Origin of the sequence: Flavobacterium macrobrachii (genome assembly GCF_014486675.1) — a bacterium.
In the GTDB taxonomy this organism is placed as follows: Bacteria; Bacteroidota; Bacteroidia; order Flavobacteriales; family Flavobacteriaceae; genus Flavobacterium; species Flavobacterium macrobrachii.
In genome coordinates this window covers 1-20935 of the sequence record NZ_JACTAC010000065.1, presented here as the reverse complement: position 1 = coordinate 20935, position 20935 = coordinate 1, and the positions used below count along the sequence as shown (strand labels likewise).

The following is a 20935-nucleotide window of genomic DNA, read 5'->3' as shown; positions in this document are numbered from 1 at the left end:
ACTTTTTGTTGAATATTTTTCAATTATTTTTGGTTCTTATTTAGATTTTATACCCTAGTTTTTTGTTGTTTTAAATAAAACAAAACTATGATTGTAGGTTAATTTTATATCTTTATTAAAGTTACATCAATACCTTTTTGAAGGTTTATTTTTAAGATTTTCAAAATTCTTATATTTACCAAAAAAAGAAATGCAATTTTCAACGCCAATTCCAATTTCTAAATATTCAAATACAATAGATTACCATTCAAAATTAGTGTCTATTGGTTCTTGTTTTGCCGAAAACATTGGTGAAAAATTCAGCTATTTTAAGTTTCAAAACACAGTAAATCCTTTTGGAATAATTTTTAATCCGGTTTCACTCGAAAAAATAATTAGTCGTTGTGTTTCGAAAACGTATTTTACCGAAAATGATGTTTTCTTTCACAACGATTTATGGCATTGCTACGAAGTACATTCAGAATTGTCCAATACAGATAAAAACGAATTGCTAGCTCAATTAAACAATCTTGTTGATTTTGCGAATAAGCAAATTTCCGAAGCAACTCATGTTTTAATCACGCTTGGAACGTCTTGGGTTTACAAATTAAAATCGACCAATGAAATTGTAGCTAATTGTCATAAAGTTCCTCAGAAAGAATTTGAAAAAGAGTTGCTTTCCGTTTCAGAAATCAAGCAAAGTTTACAAAATATCATTTCGATTACCACTTCGGTAAATTCTAATGCAAAATTCATTTTTACTGTTTCACCAGTTCGTCACACCAAAGACGGTTTTTTTGAAAACAATGTCAGCAAAGCACATTTACTTTCAGCAGTTTTTAAAACTGTCAACCGACAACCGACAACTGCCAACTATTTTCCTTCTTACGAAATCATGATGGACGAACTTCGTGATTATCGTTTTTATGCCAACGATATGCTACATCCAAGTCAGCAAGCTATTGATTTTATTTGGATAAAATTCTTTGAAAACTATGTAAACGAAAAAGAATTTCAAACGATGCAAGAAATTTGCAACATCCAAAAAGGATTACAACATCGACCTTTTAATCCAAATAGACCTGCGCATCAGCAGTTTTTACTTGCTCTTAATCAAAAGATTACAAAAGTGAAAGCCCAATTTCCTCACATCACGTTTTAACAAAATACGACATTTGACGTATTTCTTAGCTTAGGTTTATACTATAGGTTTGCTTTGTACTTAACAACCTAAATTATGAAAACCTTAAAAACCATTATGTGCATTTTTGGCATTGTATTTTTCGGCCAAAATGTTCAGGCGCAACGTCCAGTTCACACCGACGAAGAAATTATTGCCGAAACGGTAATAAAAGAAGTCGATGAGCTTTTTAAATCTCCCGAATTTGTCAAGAAAAAGAACAAAAAATTTGCTGATGTAAAAGGAACAATGACCGTTGATATTGGAATTGTTCACAGTGGTAAAGTATCGACTTTTTTCAAAGTGGAAAGCGATATCAAAAACATCGATTTCATCAACTTCATGTCCGATTATATTTTGGAACACAAATTCCAGTTCAAACTTCAAAAACAACAACGACACAAAATTCGTCATACTTTAACTTTTTAACCCTAGTAAAACAATAAAAACAAATCAAAATGAAAAAAATATCATTAGTAGTGATGACGCTATTTTTAGCTTTCACATTACCAGTAAATGCGCAATTAGGAAAATTACTCGGCAAAGGTAAATCCGCTGGAAAAAAATCGGGAAGTTTTGCTACCGTTTGGGAGTCAGAATTTGACAACAAGGCAACACGACTTGCTGTTGCAGTAAACAGTGGCGAATATATCCTTGGAACCGATGATAATTCGGCTACCGTTTTAGATGCTGACGGGAAAACCGTTTGGAGTGGTGATTATAAAAAAATAACAACCAACAAAACCAACAAATGCGAATACCAATACATAATTCATAAAGGTGCTGGAAAAGGCGGTTATTTATTTCTTTTTGACGAAATAAAATTAGGAACCGATAGAGTAGCAGTAATCGATGTTGCTACAGGAAAAGAATTGTGGAACTCAGAACAATATCAAAATCTTTTGCCAAAAGGCGGAACGAAAAATATTGAAGGTGCTGATGATGGCGAATTGGAAACGGTAAAATACATTTTCGAGTTGGATGCATTTTTAATTTCACAAAAAGCTTCGGTTATTTTAGTAAATGCCAATACAGGCGAAAAAATTTGGGAAACCAATCGTTTTAAAGGCGGTGTTGGAAAATACATTTATGATGCAAAACGAAACGAAATCATCATGATTAACTTCAAACCAACAGCACTTGGAGCTTTGTTTGCAGGATTTAAAAATCAATTGGTAAAAATCAATGCTACCAATGGTGATGTGTTTTGGGACGCAACTTTTATGGGAGTAATCGAGAAAGAATTAGTAACACGTAGAGCTATTGTTGACCTTTGGATTAAAGGCGATAAATTATACATGTATTTAAACGGATTGCAGGTTTATAACATCAACAACGGTCAAAAACTTTGGGAAGCTATTTATGAAAATGATATGGATGGCGGTGGAAAAGGCTTGTTTTCTAATACTTTAAACAAAAAATATTACAGAACAATTGCCGATCCAATTTTTACAGATGATGCTGTTTATTTAGTGATGTTTGGAACACGAGACAGAACAAAATACATCGAAAAACATGATTTAGAAAGCGGAAAATTGCTTTGGGCTTCGGAGAAAATAACAGGTGCTTTTAGCATGCCAAATTTATATCGTGCCAACGGTAAAATTCTCCTTCAAATTGGTGGAAAAGTACAAGTACAAGAATTCCGTCAAGAAACAACTTCAAGTCCATTGGGCGGAACAATGAAACAAACCGTTCCTTATATTTATTGGGATTACAAAGCACAAAAAAATGGAGTTTTAGCAATTGACGACAAAACAGGTCAAACCTCTTGGCGTTCGGAAAAATTTGATAAACGAATTACCGATTTAGTCATTCATGAAGACAAATCAGTATTTGTTGGCGATGGCGATGAGTTTTATGGATATGACATTGCTTCAGGAAATCAACTATTTGATGTGAAACACAACGATGCTAAAGTGGGTAAAGCTACTGATGTTATTGATTTTGATGATAAAGTAGTTGTGCTTTCAGAAAAAGGATTGGCTTCCTACAATAAAAAAGATGGCTCAAGAGCTTATGCTTCTGAAAAAATCAAAGGTGTAGATTATTTCTACGAAATAGGTGGAAATTATTTCCTTAGAGATCAACGAAATTCTAAAAACAGAATTTTTGGAATTGATATGACCAATGGCGAAACCAAAGGCGCAGTGGAATCAAAAGGAAAAGGTGGAAGTCCAACTTATGGTGCAGGAATTGATATTTCGGGAGATGGCGAATATATTTTTGCTTTCAAAGGAAAAAAAGCAGAGAAAATTAGAGTAAATAATTAATTTTTTTGGAGAGTTTAAGCAAAAGGACTGCACGTGTTGTAGTCCTTTTTTTAACACAATAAATTATGAAAAAAAGATACGCTATATTTTGTTTTCTAATCATTTTTTCAAGCTATTCGCAGCAAGTTCAATTTGCTCATAAAGTGATAAAATATTCAACCGATTTGGGCGGAAAACAACACGGAATTAAAAGAGTTCTAGGAAAACCAGACGCTTTTCCTCAAGGCGGAAGTTCTCCAAATGCTTGGATACCAAAAAATGCGCTCGATGGCTATGAATTTGTTGAAGTAGCTTTTGAAAAACCTCAAACCGTAAAACAAGTTGCTGTTTTTGAAAATTTAAATGCTGGTTGTGTGGCGAAAATTGGAGTTGATACCGGAAACGGAAAATACCAAACGGTATGGTATCGAAAAAAAGATTGGAAAACACCAAGTTATAAATCAACTTTAAATTCAGATAGAAGTTATTATTTTGGTAGAAAACGAAGAAAAATTCATAAATCGCCAGATGTAAATGTAAATCCTGCCGTAGAATATGCAATTCTTGAAACAGCTGTAGCCAATGTTGTTGCTGTTAGAGTAGAATTTAATTTTGCTCTAATTCCAGGACAAAAACAAATCGATGCAATTGGAATATCCGATTCGGAAAACCCAATTTCGGTCGATGTAAATTCACTCTCTAAGTTTGAAAATTTGTCTGATCCCAAAGTACTTATCTTGGACGAATTTACACCCGTAAATCCAACAATTTCCCATGATGGAAAAAAATTATTCATCACAAATGGTAAAGATGGAAAAGACGAAATCTATTCGTTTACTAAAGATGCTAACGGAAATTGGAGTAATAAATTCTTCGAAAAAACCTTAAACTCAGACAACAGTTACAACTATGTTGAATATACTGCGCAACATTTTCTTTTAAAAGGTGGAAATCCAATCACTAAAGGAAATACCAATTCGGGTTTTGAATTATTTACACCAACTACAGATGGTTATCAATCGCTTGGTGCTGTGAAAATTTCGGCTTACAATAATTATGATGATACAGCCGATGCTACCATGACAAGCGATGGAAAAACATTAATCATGGCAATCGAAACCGATTTTACTCAAGGCGGAACTGATTTGTATTTTACTAATAAAAAAGAAGACGGAACTTTTGGGCTTCTTCAAAACATGGGAAAAGTAATTAATTCCGCAGCCGATGAAGGCATGTGTCATCTTTTGTCAGATAACAAGACTTTACTGTTCAGCAGTAATGGTTTTAGTACGTATGGTGATTATGATATTTTCATCACCTATCGATTGGACGATACTTGGAAAAATTGGTCAGAACCAATCAATCTAGGCAGTAAAATAAATTCCAATGATCTTGACGGATTGCCTTTTTATGACGAAAATTCGGAACAACTATATTACATTTCTATAGACCAAGGAAGCCAAGTTATGAAAGTGATTGTTTTGCCAAAAGCAATTATTCAAACTCCAAAATAAATGTTAAAATACGACAAATGCCTTATTGATTTACTATGTATTCTGTTGCAAATTTGCCTTATAACTTTAACACATTAAATAGTATGAAAACAATTAAACAATTTGGATTTGCATTAGCAATTATTTTTTCTTTAACATTATCATCTTGCGGAGGTAGTGATGATGACGGAGGTGGAGGTTTTAATGGTCCAGCAACTGGTACTTTTATAAAAGCAAAAGTAGCAGGTTCTAACTTTTTAGCAGAAGGACAGTTAGCAGTGGGTAACATGACCAATGGCGTAATGGTTGTAAAAGGATCATCAACTTCTGGTAAGAACATAGGTATTCAGTTATATTCAACAACAGGTTCTTTGTCAGTTGGAACTTACAATATGAATGCTACTCAAAATACTGACATTGCAGTTGGAAGTATAACATATACAGACGTTAATACAAGTACTTTTGCAGTTACACCATACAATTCATTAAACTGTGAAAATACTAATGGTACATTAGAAATCACATTTATGGATGATACAAAAATTGAAGGAACATTTAGTTTTGTTGGTAAAGAAGTAAAAGAAGATGAAACATGTGATGGTGGAACAAAAAACGTTACAAATGGTTCATTTAGATTAGTATTGTAATAGATTTTTTGAGTTATAGAAGACCTGATTTATCTCAGGTCTTTTTTTTGTTAATACGGCATTTGACGTATTCTAAAATTAGAATTCTTTGTACAAATTTGTACTCTAAATTTAGTGTAATGGAATATTTATTAGTTATAATTTTTTTACTGCTATTATTAGTAATATTTTGCTTAGCAAACAAAATAGTAGCGGACAGAGATAAATTTAAATCCAAATTGAGGTTGTTAAATGAATTGATGAAAGACTTAAATAGTCAACAAGAGTTGCAAAACTCTCAAGTTAGTATATCAAATCAATTGAAAGAAAGATTAAATCAAGTTGTAGACGATTTAAATAAAGAAATTTTTGACTTAAATTATCAATTTTTTGAAGAAAATTTTCCAAAAAAAACATAGTTTCAAACTATTTTTCAACATTTTTGATATATTTATATCTCAATTCTTTTATATGAAAAAATTTAGTTTATGCGTTTTACTTTTAATTTTATACAGCCAACAAACCGTTGCTCAAGAGTTAAAAGAGGTGTTAATTAACGCCTATACTTCAAGAGATTCTTCAGATTATTATTTTAAAATTGCTAAAAGTAAAATTAAAAACAAAGAAGACGAAGCTCAATATTTTTTTTGCAAAAATGCTCGTTTTGCAGATTTAAATAAACTAGACAGCGCAGTTTTTTATGGACAAAAAGCAATTAAACTCCTTGAAAATAAAGGCGATTTGAATTCGCTTATGACGGTTTATAGCAATCTTAATAACGTTTATAACAATCAAGGCAAATACGAAAAAGCTATAGAATATTCGTTGAAAGGATTAAAAAAAGCCGAAAAAGAAAAGAATGAAGGATGGATTTCATATTTTAATACAGAGCTTTCATTAGATTATCACGATTATGAAAGCTATCAAAAAGGCGTTCATTTTGGAAAAAAAGCATTAAAAATTAATGAAAGAAAAAAAAAATGTTGATGCTGGATTGATTTGGAAAACACTAAACGCAATTGCAATTAATTATGATGATTGGAATAAATCTGATAGCGCTTTGTTGTATCACAAAAAAGTGTTTAATTATTTTAAAGGAAATGACACACTGAAAATTGGAAGTACCTATAACAATATTGGAAACACACTTTTAAAGAAAAAAAAATATAAAGAGGCAAAACATTGGTTGACAACTGGTTTAAGAATTTCTGAATTAAGATCTTCAGATGAATCAGCAAAGAAAGGTAACCGATTTTTTTATGAAAAAGCTACACTTTATACCAATCTTGCTACCATAGAATCGGAACTAAATAATTTCTCCGAAGCCGAAAAATTGTTTGTTAAAGCTCACCATTTTGCTACCAATAGTATGAGCGCCGAAAAACTTCGAGATTTATATTGGCAGCGAGCCAAGTTTTTTACAAAATCCAAAAAATATAAATTAGCTATCGAAGATCATGAAAAATACATCAAATTGCGTGATTCTGTTTTTGATGTAAAAAGAGCCGAAACATTTGCTGAATTGGAAGCAAAATACCAAACCGAAAAAAAGGAAAAAGAACTCTTAAAGGTTAAAACAAAAGTTGCTGAACGCGAAAATGAAATAAAAAGAAAGAATACTCAGTTTGTAATTTTATCACTGATTGTTGCTGGATTGTTGATTATTGGTTATTTAATTTATCGGCAACAGAAGTTGAAAAATAAACAACAAAAACAGGAATTTGAACTAAAATCGGCAATTGCAAAAATTGAAACCCAAAACGAACTTCAAGAACAGCGATTGCAAATTTCCAGAGATTTACACGATAATATTGGTTCACAATTAACCTTTATTATTTCGTCTGTTGACAATATAAAATATGCTTTTGATATTACAAACAGTAGGTTAGACAATAAACTTTCAGGAATTAGTGATTTTGCAAAGTCAACAATAGTCGAGCTTCGAGATACCATTTGGGCAATGAATAAAAGCGAAATTACCTTTGAAGATTTACAAATTAGAATTCATAATTTCATAGAAAAAGCCAAAATTGCCAAAACGGATATCAACTTTAATTTTACTGTTGATTATCAGTTAAAAGAATGCAAATTTTCTTCGGTGGAAGGAATGAATATTTACCGAACCATTCAAGAAGCCATAAACAACAGCATGAAATATGCAAATTCCAAAACGATTTCGATAGACATTAAACCCAATCAAGATGACATTGAAATTTTGATTTCCGATGACGGATTAGGTTTTAAAATCGATGAGGTTTTACTCGGAAATGGAATTGCTAATATGAGAAAAAGGATTTCAGATGTTAATGGTCTTTTTTATATTCAATCTAATGAAAATCAAGGTACTAAAATAAAAATTACTATTCCTAAAAAGTGTAAAAAAGCATAATTTATCGAAATTACCACGAAAAAAAATACGGCATTTGCCGTATTTTTTTTTACACCTATTACAACCATCTTTGTCTAGTTAAATGTGGTGTTTAATACTGTATTAAATGTAAAAACGGTTGTTTTTATTGTTGTCCTTTTCAAACCATATTGAGTCAAGCACAATACTTCAGGTTTGGAAAGGACTTTTTTTAGCAGGTATAGTTTTTTTGCCTAAATGATGATAAAAATCAATACAATATTGGTCGTTTTTTTTCTTTTATTTTTTAAAAGTCAAACAACTTTGTCTCAAAATAATGTTACAAAGCAAATTGATTCTGTAAACAATCTTTCGTATCAAACTAAAATAGCAAACACCACAAAATTCCTGAAAATTTATCAAGATAATGTAGCTAAAGCTCAAAAAATTAACTACAAAAAAGGAATTGCAGATTCATATTCTAATCTGAGTTTGATGTACTATTTTCAGGGAAAATATGATTTGAATACCAAGTTTATGTTGAAAGCAACTCGATTGTATCAGCAATTGAATCTAAAAGATAAACAGGCCAATTCGTTTGCGGTTTATGGATATCAGTTGAAACTTCGCGATATGAATTCAGCTGTTATGTATATGCAAAAAGGAATGAAACTGGCGGAATCGATTAAAGACGAATTCAGTTTGAGTGGAATTTATGACAACTATGGCGTTTTGAAAGAAATGCAAAACGAGCTCGATAGTGCACTTTTTTTCTACAATAAATCGTTGAAAATCAAAGAAAAATTAAAAGATAATCCAGGAATTCCATACAGTGCAAACAAAATTGCCTTGGTAAAACTGATGCAAAACAAACCAAGAGAAGCAAAATCACTTTTGGATTATGCTTTCAAGATTAGAAAAGATATCAAAGATATTTATGGAATTGCCGAAAACCTGAATTATTATGGGTTTTATTTCAAGCAAATTAAAGACGATAAACGGTCGATAAACTATTTTAATCAGGCAATTGAATGGAGTAAAAAACACGATTTTCCCTATTTGACACAAGATAATTTCAAAGAATTGTCAAGCGTTTATGAACGAAATAAAGATTTTAGAAAAGCACTTCAAGCTTTTAAAAATCATATTGAAGTTAAAGACAGTATTTTCAACTCTGATGTTAGAAATAAACAATCGGAACTCGATATTGAATATGAAACGGAACAAAAAGAGAAAGAAATTTTAATCCAAAAAGCAAAATTGGCGGAGAAAAACCTTTGGATTTTGGGTGGATTTTCATTGACAATAATCGCAATCCTTCTGGGGTTTTTGTTGTTTTCTAAACAAAAGCAAAAAACACTTCAATTGCAAAAAGAAAACGAGTTGAAAGATGCTTTGTTAAAGATTGAAACCCAAAATAAACTACAAGAACAACGTCTAAGAATTTCCAGAGATTTGCATGATAATATCGGTTCGCAACTTACTTTTATTATTTCAACTATTGATAATTTGAAATATGGATTAAAAGATAATGACCAGAAAATTATCAATAAATTGCACAGTTTAAGCGGATTTACTAAAGAAACAATTGCGGAACTTCGCGATACGATTTGGGCTATGAACAAAGATAAAATATCCTTTGAAGATTTAAAAATTAGAATTTCCAATTTTATCGAAAATGCTCAAATTGCTTCCAATGGAATTGATTTTGAATTCAATTGTCAAGATAATTTTGCACCAGTTTCATTGAGTTCTGTTGAAGGAATTAACAGTTATAGAATTATTCAGGAATCAATAAATAATGCATTAAAACATGCCAAAGCAACAAAAGTTTCGGTGGAAGTTTTGTGTGAAAATCAGTTTATTGAAATCATTATTAAAGATAACGGAATTGGTTTCGATGAAGAAAATACTGTATTGGGCAATGGATTGAGTAATTTAAAAAAGCGCGCCAAAGAATTAAATGGCGAAATTTTAGTAACTTCACAACTCAAAAAAGGAACAACAATTGTTTTGAAATTTAATAAAAAATAATATGTCAGTACGAATAGCCATAGTCGATGATAATGTTTTTCTGCAAAAAGCCATTGCCGAAAAATTGTCTTTTTTTGATGATTTAGTTCTCAAATATACTGCTGTAAACGGTAAAGATTTACTAACGAAGTTAGAAGCTAATAAAAACATCGATTTAATTTTAATGGATATTGAAATGCCCGAATGCAACGGAATTGAAGCCACTAAAATGGTCAAATCCAAATATCCGCAACTAAAGATCATCATGCTGACAGTTTTTGATAACGACGAAAATATTTTCAATGCAATAAAAGCGGGTGCTGATGGTTATTTGTTAAAAGAAGTTAATCCAAAAGATTTGCATCAAGGAATTATTGAAACTATAAATGGTGGCGCAGCAATGAATCCTTCTATTGCTTTAAAAACCCTGAAATTGCTAAGAAATCCTGTAGAATTTGCTCAAGTAGAACAAGAAGAAGTCAAACTTTCTACTCGTGAAATAGAAGTTTTAGAACAACTAAGTAAAGGGTTGAATTATAATGTTATTGCCGATAATTTGATACTTTCGCCATCAACCGTTAGAAAACACATCGAGAATATTTACACTAAACTTCAAGTCCACAATAAACTCGAAGCAATCGAAAAAGCCAAAAGTAATAATCTAATATAATTCTTATCTTCGTTTTAAATTTGTAACCAATGGCAGTCCGAAGAAATTCTAACGAAACAGCTTTAAAAAATGTGTTAATTCCAATAATTCAGGCTATTGGTCGTTCAGGAAAATTGATTTATTTGTTGCTTTTTATTGTAATTGCTGTAGTTGCGTATAAAATTTTTAATTCCAAAAGCGAAAGTTCAACTGTTGAATACAATTCCAGTTTAATTGAAAAACAAATCAAAAATGTGGGTAAATTGGTTGTAACCGAAGGTCATTTTTCTGAAGTTTTGACTTATAAAGATCAAAAAAAATACCTGATGGATTTAGTTTCTTTCGAGAAAAAAGCACTAATTATTGTCAATGCCGATGTTACCGTTGCTTATGATTTACGTGAGATAAAATATGATTTAGACGAAAAAAATAAAACCGTTTCCGTTTTAAATATTCCCAAAGAAGAAATCAAAATCAGTCCAAACATCGAATATTATGATGTGGAACAAAGTACGCTAAATCCTTTTACTGGAGATGATTATAACAAAGTGAATAAAATTGTTAGAGCTAATCTTGCTAAAAAAATTGAAAAATCAAAATTAAAAATCAATGCTAAAAACCGATTGATTAGTGAGCTTTATAATATTCTAATTTTGACCAATACAATGGGTTGGAAATTGGAATACAACGGAGAAGAATTGACTAAAACTTCGGTTAAAAAAGTAGCGTTATAGATTTTTTTCTACGTTTTGCCAACTTCCACCGTTTAGCGTTTCAATGCCGTTATTCTTTAGGATTGATGCTGCTTGAGCACTTCGCATTCCGCTTCGACAACAAACAATGATTGGCTTTTCAAAACGTTTAATTTCATTAACTTTTGAAAAAATGTTGTCCAAAGGAATGTTTTTCGAACCTTTGATATGACCATCACGAAATTCGCCAACAGTTCTTACGTCAATAATAATCGCGCCTTTTGATACAAAATCTTTAATAGTTTCTGATTTTCCTCCAAGACCTAACATGCTTAATAATCCCATAGTTTTAATTTTTAAGCAAAACTAAATTTAATTTAGGTGTTAGTTTGTATCAAAAGTTACTGGTCAACCTTTACAGTATAACTTTTTCCATAAAAAGCTCCAATCCGCCCGAAATTAAATGTGCAATTTCAGGTCGAGCTTGTTTTACTTTTTCCAAATGGATAAGTACTTGATTGAAAAGTTCAGTGTTATTGGTTTTATCGCATAATTCAGCTATTTCCAATGAAAGAAGCCAATCTTTGGGATGATTATTTTTAAGGATTTCAAATGTTTTTTCGGCAGATAAAACAACTTGTTTTCCATCTCTTAAATTTCTAATATTGAGATATAAACCTTCGAGTTCTTCTTTTTCTGGAGATTTTTTTGCTTTGATAGTTTTGCTTGATGGAACGTGAGTAATCATGTCAAAACTATTCACATCTGCAGCACCAGAAAATGCTGAAATTACTTTTTTACCAACAACCATATCATAAATTCCCCATTCAGGTTGGAAAAGAACGGTGTCTTTGTGAGTAACTGTACAATTCTTGAATTTTATCAATAAAATTTCGCCTTGTAAATTTCTTGAACCGGTAATAATTTCTCCAGAAACAATAATATCGCCTTCAAATTCTAAGGTAACTTTTTCGGCTTCATAAATGTCATACGCACGCAAATCACGCGGCGACATGTCTTCGATTGCCAAATTAATTCCTTTCAGTTTTCCAATTGGTGAACCAAAACCTTCGGCATGATATTCTGTTCCATGACCAACTAATTCTTTTTCGCGGTAAGACAATGCTGTTTTTCCTGTAGTTTGAACATAAACTGGCTTTCCTTCATTTTCAATAACATTAGTAAACAAACCCGAAATTTGAATTCCTGTACTCAATTCGATTGTTCCTAACGATTTAGAGTCTATCAATTTTTTTATGCCAGATAATCCGCCAGTTCGCAATGCCATGCTGTTGGCAAATTCTTCTAAAACCAAACTTAAATGGGCAAAATCGGGAGTTACATACAGTTGAGGTTGCGGTTTTGTAATGTCAAAACTTTGATTAATTGCCGAAATATCATAAGGAATTTTAGTCACTTCGTCAGTCATACACCAAGCACTTTCGCCAATGGATGAAAGTAATCCTGCACCATAAATTTTAGGGTTTTCAACCGTTCCAATTAAACCATATTCCACTGTCCACCAATGTAGATTTCTAATTTGAGCCATTTCGGACAATTCACCCATATTATTTTGCAGAAAATCAACTTGTTCTTCGGCTTTTTTGATGTCTTCTTCTGGTGTATCTTCGGCTTCTTTTAGAATAGAAAGTAAACGAATGGCTTCATACATTTCATAATCTCTAGCCGATGAAATGGCTTTGCAACCTATTTCGCCAAAACGACGTAAATATTCGGCATACTCAGGATTTGCAATAATTGGAGCATGACCTGCACCTTCATGAATAATATCGGGAGCTGGCGTATATTCAATATGTTCCAGTTGACGAATATCGGAAGCAATTACCAACACATTGTAGGCTTGAAACTCCATAAAAGCATTTGGAGGAATAAAACCATCTACTGCGACAGCTGCCCATCCAATTTCTTTTAGAATTCGGTTCATTCCATACATATTTGGAATATTGTCTATTTCTAAACCAGTTTTTTTCAAACCTTCCAAATAGGATTCGTGTGCTACTTTTGAGAGATAATCAACGTTTTTACGCATAACATAACGCCAAACAGCTTGATTAATTGGAGTGTAATCGTCATAATCTTGAGGTTTGATAAATTGCTTCAAATGTTTTGGTAATCGGTCAATTAAAGGATTGCTTTCAAAATGTGCTTCCATGGTAATTTTATTCTGTTTCTCACTTTGTCAAAAGTACAAATTCCATTTTTTATAAGTGTGATAAAAATCATAAAAAAACCGCAACGGTTGATAGTTGCGGTTTGTATTTTGAAATTCTGCTTACTGTGACTGCAAAACTTTTACTTTTTCTTCGGTGGATATTGTTCAAGAATTTTAGTTACAAATTCTTTTACTTTTTCGTCTTTTTTATCTACATTTTTGGTTAATACGCCTTCGCCTTGTCCTTGCCAAATTAGTTCTTTTTTCTTGGCATCAATAATGTCAATGGTCAAAGTTCCTTCGGTATATCGATAAATCGAAGTTGTTCCGCCCCAAAGCCAAGGATTCCAGCCAAAACCCCAACCCCAGCCAAAACCCCAGCCAGCATTAAATTGGTTTACATCAACTTGTTCTCTTTCTTTGGTAAAGAAATTCACAATTACATCGGGATTCTCACTTTTAGTAAAACCTTTTGCTCCCATAACTTCGTCAATAGAGCGTAGAATTCTTTTTTTGTCTAAGTCAGATATTTCAACTTTGTCAATACCACTTTTCTGATATGCATATGTTTTGTACTGACTAAAATCGGCGTTTTTGTCGTAATCTTGATTAACTCTTACTGAACTGCATGAAGTAAAAATAAAGAGTAAAAGTAACGGTAGAAATTTGAGTGCTTTCATAATTTTATTTATTTAAAGTTTCAAGTTTCAGGTTACAAATTTTGACTTAAAACCCGAAACTACAATAAGTCTTCATCAACTATATTTGGGATGGTAACTTTTAATAAAGGTTGCGTCTCCATTGCTCTTTTTATTGCAAAAATTGCACCTTCGTTTCGTGCCCAACTTCTTCTTGAAATTCCGTTGTTTACATCCCAGAAAAGCATCGTCTCTAATCGTCTTGATGCTTCTTTAGTTCCATCAAGAACCATACCAAAACCACCATTGATTACTTCGCCCCAACCAACGCCACCGCCATTGTGAATTGAAACCCAAGTAGCGCCACGGAAACTATCACCAATTACGTTTTGGATTGCCATATCGGCTGTGAAACGCGAACCATCATAAATATTAGAAGTTTCTCGATAAGGCGAATCGGTTCCGGAAACGTCGTGATGATCACGACCTAAAATTACAAAGCCAATTTCACCACGAGCAATCGCTTCATTGAAAGCTTCGGCGATTTTTATTCTTCCTTCGGCATCGGCATAAAGTATTCTGGCTTGAGAACCAACTACTAATTGGTTTTCTTGTGCGCCTTTTATCCATTGAATATTATCTGCCATTTGTTGCTGAATTTCCGCTGGGGAATTTTTCATCATTTCTTCGAGAACATCGCAGGCAATTTTGTCGGTTTTGGCTAAATCAGCAGGATTTCCTGATGCACAAACCCAACGGAACGGTCCAAATCCGTAATCGAAACACATTGGTCCCATAATGTCTTGAACGTAGCTGTTGTATTTGAAATCGATGTGATTTTCGGCAAAAACATCTGCTCCAGCTCGAGAAGCTTCTAATAAAAAAGCATTTCCATAATCAAAGAAATAGGTTCCTTTTGCTGTATGTTTATTAATCGCAGCCGCATGACGACGCAATGTTTTTTGAACTTCTTCTTTAAATTTATCGGGATTATTTGCCATTAAATCATTGGATTCTTCAAAAGTATAGCCAATTGGATAATAACCTCCAGCCCAAGGATTGTGTAATGAAGTTTGGTCTGAGCCTAAATCGATATATAGATTTTCTTGGTCGAAACATTCCCAAACATCGACTACATTTCCTAAATAGGCAATGGAAACAACTTCTTGATTTTCTAGTGCTTTTTTAACTCTTGGAACTAATTCGTCGATATCCTCAATAATTTCATTTATCCAACCTTGCGAATGACGAATGTGAGTAATTTTCGGATTTACTTCGGCACAAACGGTCACGCAACCTGCGATGTTTCCTGCTTTTGGTTGTGCTCCAGACATTCCGCCTAATCCAGACGTAACGAATAATCCGCCTTTTGGAGATTTTTTTATTTTTCTGAAACCGTTTAAAACGGTGATTGTAGTTCCGTGAACAATTCCTTGTGGACCAATATACATATAACTTCCTGCAGTCATTTGTCCGTATTGAGATACGCCTAAAGCATTCATTTTTTCCCAATCATCAGGTTTGGAATAATTTGGGATAACCATTCCGTTAGTGACTACAACTCTTGGTGCTTCTTTATGCGAAGGAAATAATCCCATGGGATGACCAGAAAACATGGTTAACGTTTGTTCATCGGTCATTTCTGCCAAATATTTCATCGTCAATAAATACTGAGCCCAATTTTGAAAAACTGCACCGTTTCCGCCATAGGTGATTAGTTCATGTGGATGCTGCGCTACGGCATAATCCAAATTATTTTGAATCATCAACATGATGGCTTTTGCTTGTTCGGATTTTCCAGGATATTCTGAAATTGGACGAGCATACATTTTGTAATCGGGACGAAGGCGATACATGTAAATTCTTCCATAGATTTCTAATTCGGCTTTGAACTCAGGAAGTAATTCAGCATGATGTTTGGGCTCAAAATAGCGCAAAGCATTTTTTAATGCTAATTTTTTTTCCTCGTCAGAAAGAATTTCTTTTCGTTTTGGAGCATGATTTATTTCGGTTTCATAAGGTTTTGGATTGGGTAAAACCGATGGAATTCCTTGGAGTATTTGTTCTTTAAATGTCATTGTATTGAAGGGTTGTTTGTTTGTGATGTTTGCGTTAGGGATAGAAGCGAAAATCCTTTTTATCTTGCCGATTAGGCAGATGAAAAGATTGTAGCGAATAGCCCGACCTGAAAGGTAACGCCATAATTATTTTTTTATTGTTCCTGTTTTTTTATCAAAACCATACGGACAATGTCTACAACCGCTTTTGCAACAATAGCCACGTTTTAGGTGGTATTTTTCGGTGAAACATCGATAACCTTCGGGCGTTAGATAATAATCTTCGCCTTCAATTGGTTTTTTTTCGTTATTTTGGTCATTCATAGACGCAAATTTAAAGAGTTTATAACGAATGTTGATAATTGTTTCTAAATATTTAATCCCAAAAGGATTTAGCGGGTTTACAATTTTTCCTTTCATTTTTTTGAAAAAAAAGGAAGATAAATGGAATAGGTTTTTGCTTAATCATGAGCGAATTCATATTCGTCAGCAATTGGAAATGTTGGTTATTCCTTTTTTTATATGGTATTTTTTGGAGTTTTTTATTAGGTTGATTTTGTATAGAAACTGGAAGAAAGCTTACTACAATATTTCGTTTGAAAAAGAAGCTTATTTGAATGATAATAATGCTGACTATTTGGTAAATAGGAAGTTGTATGATTTTTTTAAGTTTTTGAAATGATTTTTTCGTAGTAGTATTTTTAAATTTCTTATTTTTGCTTAAATTTTATTTGTATGAAAAAAGTTATATTGCTGATGCTGATGATTTCTAGTTACACTACTTATTCGCAACTTTTTGTGGGTTCCAACAGTTATATGTATGTTGGAAATCAATTTGTTTATGTAAATGGCGGTATAAATTTGCAAGAAGATATGACTTTGCCTATTGATAACGGAAGATTGTTTTTAAGAAGAGAAGGTCAGTTATTACAAGGTACAACAAGTTCATCCACAAATTCAGGAAGCGGAAAACTTTCTGTTTATCAAGAAGGAACTTCAAATAATTTTGGATATAATTATTGGTGTTCACCAATAGGAAATACCATAGCTGGTGCAGGTAATGAAAGTTTTGGTATTTCATTTTTAAATCAACCTGTTTCGGTTACTGAAAGTAATCAAGCTGTAATTTTACCATCAAATGTTTCTAACGGAATAGCAAATCCTCTTTCCATAGCATCTTACTGGATATATAAGTTTACTCCAATAATAAATGGAGCATTAGTTTATGCTGATTGGATTCCAGTTGGAAGTGCTAATTCAATAAAAGCAGGTGAAGGATTTACTATGAAAGGTACAATGGGAAGTGACAACTACAATCCTGGAGGAGTTGAATTGAGTGTCAATAATCCATATAATGTATCGCCATTTGTTCCAAGCGCTCAACGTTACGATTTTAGAGGAAAGCCAAACGATGGGAATATTGCTATTGATGTAGCCGATGGTAAATTAACATTAACAGGAAATCCTTATTCATCTGCAATAAATTTAAATATGTTTTTGTTAGAAAATAGTGGATATTCAATAGCTACTGATGGTTCAATAAGTGGTCCAATTTTAGCTAATAGCGTAATTAATGGAGAAGCTTTTTTTTGGGAGCATATAAAACCAGCAACAACCCATGTTTTGTTAGGATATGTTGGAGGATATGGAACTTATGTAGCTAACAATGTTAATGCGTTTAGTCCAGGAACATACAACAATGCTACTTGGAATACTTATAATATTGACGGTTCTTTGAATACAACAGGTGGTGGAGCTGGAACCGAAAGGTATAAAAGGATGTTTACACCAATAGGGCAAGGTTTTTTTGTTGAAGGTTTTGGAACAACAGGAAATCAAGCGTTGATGAAAAATAAATATAGAGTATTTGTAAAAGAAGGCGTTTCTAATAATTCTCAGTTTGAAAGAAATTCTTCATCAGATAATCAAGTTGGTAATTGGGGAGAAATACCAAATGTTGCTGGAGTAGATTACACACAGTTTTCAAAAGAGTTATTGCCTCAAATAAAAGTTCATACTATAATTAATAATGCATATACTAAAGAAGTTACAGTGGCTTTTAATCCAAATTCTACAGATGGTTATGATTTAGCTATGGAAGCAACTTCTAATGAAGATTTAAGCAGTGACGTTTATTTGTCAATAAATGGTCAAATGAAACCATTTGTGATATCTACATTACCTTTTGAAATGGATAAAAGAATACCATTTTCAATTAAGTCTGGTTCAGCAATGACTACATTTAAAATAGCAATAGGAGATATTATCAATTTTAATGAATTAGAGAATGTTTACATTTATGACTCATTAACTGATGTTTATCACGATGTAAAAAACAATTTTTTTGAAATTTCATTGCCTCAAGGTATATATGAAAATAGGTTTGAAATAACATTTTTATCTCAATCTCTCAGTAATACAAACTCTAACATAAAGAAAAGTGTTACGGTGTATCAAAATAATCTCTCTCAAAATTTGACAATTTTAAACCCTGATTTATTGGAATTGAAAGAAATTAATTTATTTGATTTAACAGGGAAAAGAATTTTAGAGAGAAATAAACCAAATATTGAAGCCGAGTATAGATTTTCAACATCTGGATTGTCAAAAGCTGTTTACATAGTCAAAATAAAAACTGATAAGGGTGAATATTCTCAAAAAATAATTGTTTCTAATGAAAATTAAAAAAAAGAGCAAATTTTAAATTTGCTCTTTTTTTATTTAAAATATAATTTTCTTATTTATAATTTTTCCATCAATCAATTGAATCTGCAATAAATATGTTGATTGATTTTTTATTACAGTTTTTAAAATAGCTTCTTTAGAATCGATATTACTAAATTCATTTATTTTTTGCCCCAAAGAATTGAAGACTTTAATATTTTCTATTTCAACATTTGAAATAACAGATAAATTGGTTGAAGAGATAACTTTTATTTCGTTTTCAAAATTTTGCTCTGTGTTAGATAAAGTTGAGTTTGTATAGATAATTTCGAATCTATCATTATGCATACCTGGATTTGAAGTAAAATTGTAAGGAGAAGTTTTTAAATTATGGATAATTCCATTATTCAATTTGTCTTTTAAATAAATGTTCCGAGAGTTAAAAAAATCATCAACTCCAGCAATTGCAATGTTATAATTTCCAGTAGAAATTATTTCAATTCCAATAGGAATAATGTCGTTTTCATTGAAAGGTAAAGCTCTACCTTGAATTAAAAATTTGTTGTTATTTATCATTGAATAAATTGACATTAAACCACTTTGTTGTGTTGGACAGTCAAAAAAATTATCGACTTCCATACTTGCTCCTTCAATATAACCAAATAAAGTTCTGCTTGACTGATTGTTGGAGTTTACAATGTCTAACCAAATTCTTTTTCTTTCTAAGTTGACATAATTATGGTTGTTTTCAGAAGAAGATTGGTTTCTGTAAAAAATATTATTTGGATATGTTGAACTACGTAAATTGTTATTGAATGTTACCACATCAGTAGTAGATGGACCATCAATCATTTCTACAAAGAAACCTTGTCCAGCACCAATAAATAATTCATCTGGTGCCGCTGGACAGCAACTTGTTCCTGTAAAATTATATGTTAAATAATCAGAAGCCGTATAATTGTATTGAAAGGAAGAATAAAAAGGATTGGTGAGATAGATTGGCAGATTATTGTGTGTCCATAATCTAATGCTTCCAAGTATTTTGGTTCTATTGTCAAATAAAAATTGACTTCCTCTAATTGCAGAAGGATAAGGATTTCCTAACAAGTTCCAATTGTCACTTAAGTTTGTTATTTCGATTCCATTTGTTCCATAATGTGTTGCAGTGTTAGTATCGTTACCTCTATAAATTGGAGTATAGATAGTACCATTGTTAGGGGTTCCAATAAATCTTGCAGTTAATGTATTGGCAGTAGAATTATTAAATGGACTTGAGCTTGGACCTCTAATTATGTATCCTTTTCCTCTTGTCATATTAGTGGTTGAAGGTAAAACCCAATTTCCTTGTCCGCCATTACTGTTTGGAATGGTTGTATTCCACTCATATTTTGGGCCTGGTATTATAGGATTAAAAATTGAATTAATGTTTTGATTAAAAACAGGAGAAGACCAATAAACATAGTCGAGTGTTCTAACAGATGCATTTCTTTCGTAAGTAATTATTCCTAGGTTAGTGACATCGTTAATTTGTATCAAACTAGAATTGTTTCTGATAATGAAGTTTCCATTAGTATTAACGTCAACTAAATCTGTAACTGTGATATTGTTTCCTGAATTTACAGTTAATGTTGCATTACTATAAATAGTTAATGTACCAGCTAATCCGTTATAGCCAGAGCCATTTATAATAGGATTATTGCTAGTTACAGGAATAATTACACAATCAGAACTATTTGGTTTTCCAAGAGGAGTCCAATTGTTGTCATTATCCCAATCAGAACTTATAGAACCATTCCAAGTTTTGTTAGGTGTTACAGTAACAGTTGTTTCATCAGTTATCACTATTGTTCCACCTGTACACAAATTGTAAGTAACTTGTGCTGTATAAGTTGTGGTAGTTGTAGGGCAAACAGAAATTACATCAGTATTGCCAATTGATGGTCCAGATGTTCCTGAACCTTGAAACCACTCAATTGAGGTCAGAGTAGTGCCACTTGGTGTAAATCGCCATGCTTCGTTTATAACTGACCAGTTTGTGTCAAGACTATTACGTCCAGGTGCTGTAACGGCTTGAGTAGCGCCGTCATTTTGCAAACCTATGATGGCATTTCCACCATTCCAAGGAGAAACATTAAAATTATCGATATTTTTCTCTTTCACATAAACTTCAAT

At 32.2% G+C, this 20935-nt stretch carries 19 protein-coding genes; 13 read left to right on the top strand and 6 right to left on the bottom strand.

The window, feature by feature from the left end:
* The first annotated feature begins 190 nt into the window (after positions 1-190).
* The 11 genes from IAI56_RS12760 to IAI56_RS12710 all read left to right on the top strand — a co-directional run bounded on the left by IAI56_RS12760 (position 191) and on the right by IAI56_RS12710 (position 11273).
* Entirely contained in the window at positions 191-1141 is a 951-nt protein-coding gene (locus IAI56_RS12760; protein WP_187658235.1) for a GSCFA domain-containing protein, read from the top strand.
* Between the two features lie 75 nt (positions 1142-1216).
* Positions 1217-1588, top strand: a complete 372-nt coding sequence (locus tag IAI56_RS12755; RefSeq protein ID WP_187658234.1) for a hypothetical protein — start codon at positions 1217-1219, stop codon at positions 1586-1588.
* A gap of 29 nt (positions 1589-1617) precedes the next feature.
* Complete coding sequence (locus IAI56_RS12750; RefSeq protein ID WP_187658233.1) at positions 1618-3432, top strand: outer membrane protein assembly factor BamB family protein; 1815 nt, start codon at positions 1618-1620, stop codon at positions 3430-3432.
* 65 nt (positions 3433-3497) lie between these two features.
* A complete protein-coding gene (locus IAI56_RS12745) occupies positions 3498-4925 on the top strand; it encodes a PD40 domain-containing protein (protein WP_187658232.1) in 1428 nt (475 codons plus the stop codon).
* An 83-nt stretch (positions 4926-5008) separates the two neighbouring features.
* On the top strand, positions 5009-5551 hold the full coding sequence (locus IAI56_RS12740; protein ID WP_187658231.1) for a DUF6252 domain-containing protein: 543 nt from the start codon (positions 5009-5011) through the stop codon (positions 5549-5551).
* Between the two features lie 119 nt (positions 5552-5670).
* On the top strand, positions 5671-5949 hold the full coding sequence (locus IAI56_RS12735) for a hypothetical protein (RefSeq protein WP_187658230.1): 279 nt from the start codon (positions 5671-5673) through the stop codon (positions 5947-5949).
* 52 nt (positions 5950-6001) lie between these two features.
* On the top strand, positions 6002-6517 hold the full coding sequence (locus IAI56_RS12730) for a tetratricopeptide repeat protein (RefSeq protein WP_187658229.1): 516 nt from the start codon (positions 6002-6004) through the stop codon (positions 6515-6517).
* On the top strand, positions 6495-7919 hold the full coding sequence (locus IAI56_RS12725; RefSeq protein ID WP_187658228.1) for a sensor histidine kinase: 1425 nt from the start codon (positions 6495-6497) through the stop codon (positions 7917-7919). Before IAI56_RS12730 ends, IAI56_RS12725 begins: the two co-directional genes overlap by 23 nt.
* A 282-nt stretch (positions 7920-8201) precedes the next feature.
* The gene (locus IAI56_RS12720; protein WP_187658227.1) at positions 8202-9911 is read left to right on the top strand and encodes a tetratricopeptide repeat-containing sensor histidine kinase; all 1710 of its coding nucleotides are present in this window, start codon (positions 8202-8204) and stop codon (positions 9909-9911) included.
* Between the two features lies 1 nt (position 9912).
* Positions 9913-10560, top strand: a complete 648-nt coding sequence (locus IAI56_RS12715) for a response regulator (protein ID WP_187658226.1) — start codon at positions 9913-9915, stop codon at positions 10558-10560.
* A gap of 29 nt (positions 10561-10589) precedes the next feature.
* On the top strand, positions 10590-11273 hold the full coding sequence (locus IAI56_RS12710) for a DUF4230 domain-containing protein (protein WP_187658225.1): 684 nt from the start codon (positions 10590-10592) through the stop codon (positions 11271-11273).
* On the opposite strand, the gene IAI56_RS12705 is transcribed toward IAI56_RS12710, so the two are convergent.
* The 5 genes from IAI56_RS12705 to IAI56_RS12685 form a co-directional block, all read right to left on the bottom strand.
* The gene (locus IAI56_RS12705) at positions 11268-11576 is read right to left on the bottom strand and encodes a rhodanese-like domain-containing protein (RefSeq protein ID WP_187658224.1); all 309 of its coding nucleotides are present in this window, start codon (positions 11574-11576) and stop codon (positions 11268-11270) included. The genes IAI56_RS12710 and IAI56_RS12705 overlap by 6 nt on opposite strands.
* Before the next feature lie 70 nt (positions 11577-11646).
* Positions 11647-13404 carry an aromatic amino acid hydroxylase gene (locus IAI56_RS12700; protein ID WP_187658223.1) on the bottom strand — a complete coding sequence of 586 codons (1758 nt, stop codon included), beginning with the start codon at positions 13402-13404 and terminating at the stop codon, positions 11647-11649.
* A gap of 140 nt (positions 13405-13544) precedes the next feature.
* A complete protein-coding gene (locus IAI56_RS12695) occupies positions 13545-14084 on the bottom strand; it encodes a DUF4136 domain-containing protein (RefSeq protein WP_187658222.1) in 540 nt (179 codons plus the stop codon).
* A gap of 59 nt (positions 14085-14143) precedes the next feature.
* On the bottom strand, positions 14144-16120 hold the full coding sequence (locus IAI56_RS12690) for a urocanate hydratase (RefSeq protein WP_187658221.1): 1977 nt from the start codon (positions 16118-16120) through the stop codon (positions 14144-14146).
* 126 nt (positions 16121-16246) lie between these two features.
* Positions 16247-16423: a C1orf53 family protein gene (locus tag IAI56_RS12685; RefSeq protein WP_162846457.1), complete on the bottom strand. Its 177-nt coding sequence runs from the start codon at positions 16421-16423 to the stop codon at positions 16247-16249.
* 31 nt (positions 16424-16454) lie between these two features.
* Here IAI56_RS12685 and IAI56_RS16320 point away from each other — a divergent pair, with 31 nt between their 5' ends.
* Complete coding sequence (locus IAI56_RS16320) at positions 16455-16781, top strand: hypothetical protein (protein WP_239106945.1); 327 nt, start codon at positions 16455-16457, stop codon at positions 16779-16781.
* A 53-nt stretch (positions 16782-16834) separates the two neighbouring features.
* Complete coding sequence (locus IAI56_RS12680) at positions 16835-18784, top strand: T9SS type A sorting domain-containing protein (protein ID WP_187658220.1); 1950 nt, start codon at positions 16835-16837, stop codon at positions 18782-18784.
* Between the two features lie 36 nt (positions 18785-18820).
* Here IAI56_RS12680 and IAI56_RS12675 read toward each other — a convergent pair.
* A partial coding sequence (locus tag IAI56_RS12675; protein WP_187658219.1) for a hypothetical protein occupies positions 18821-20935 on the bottom strand: 2115 nt, incomplete at its 5' end.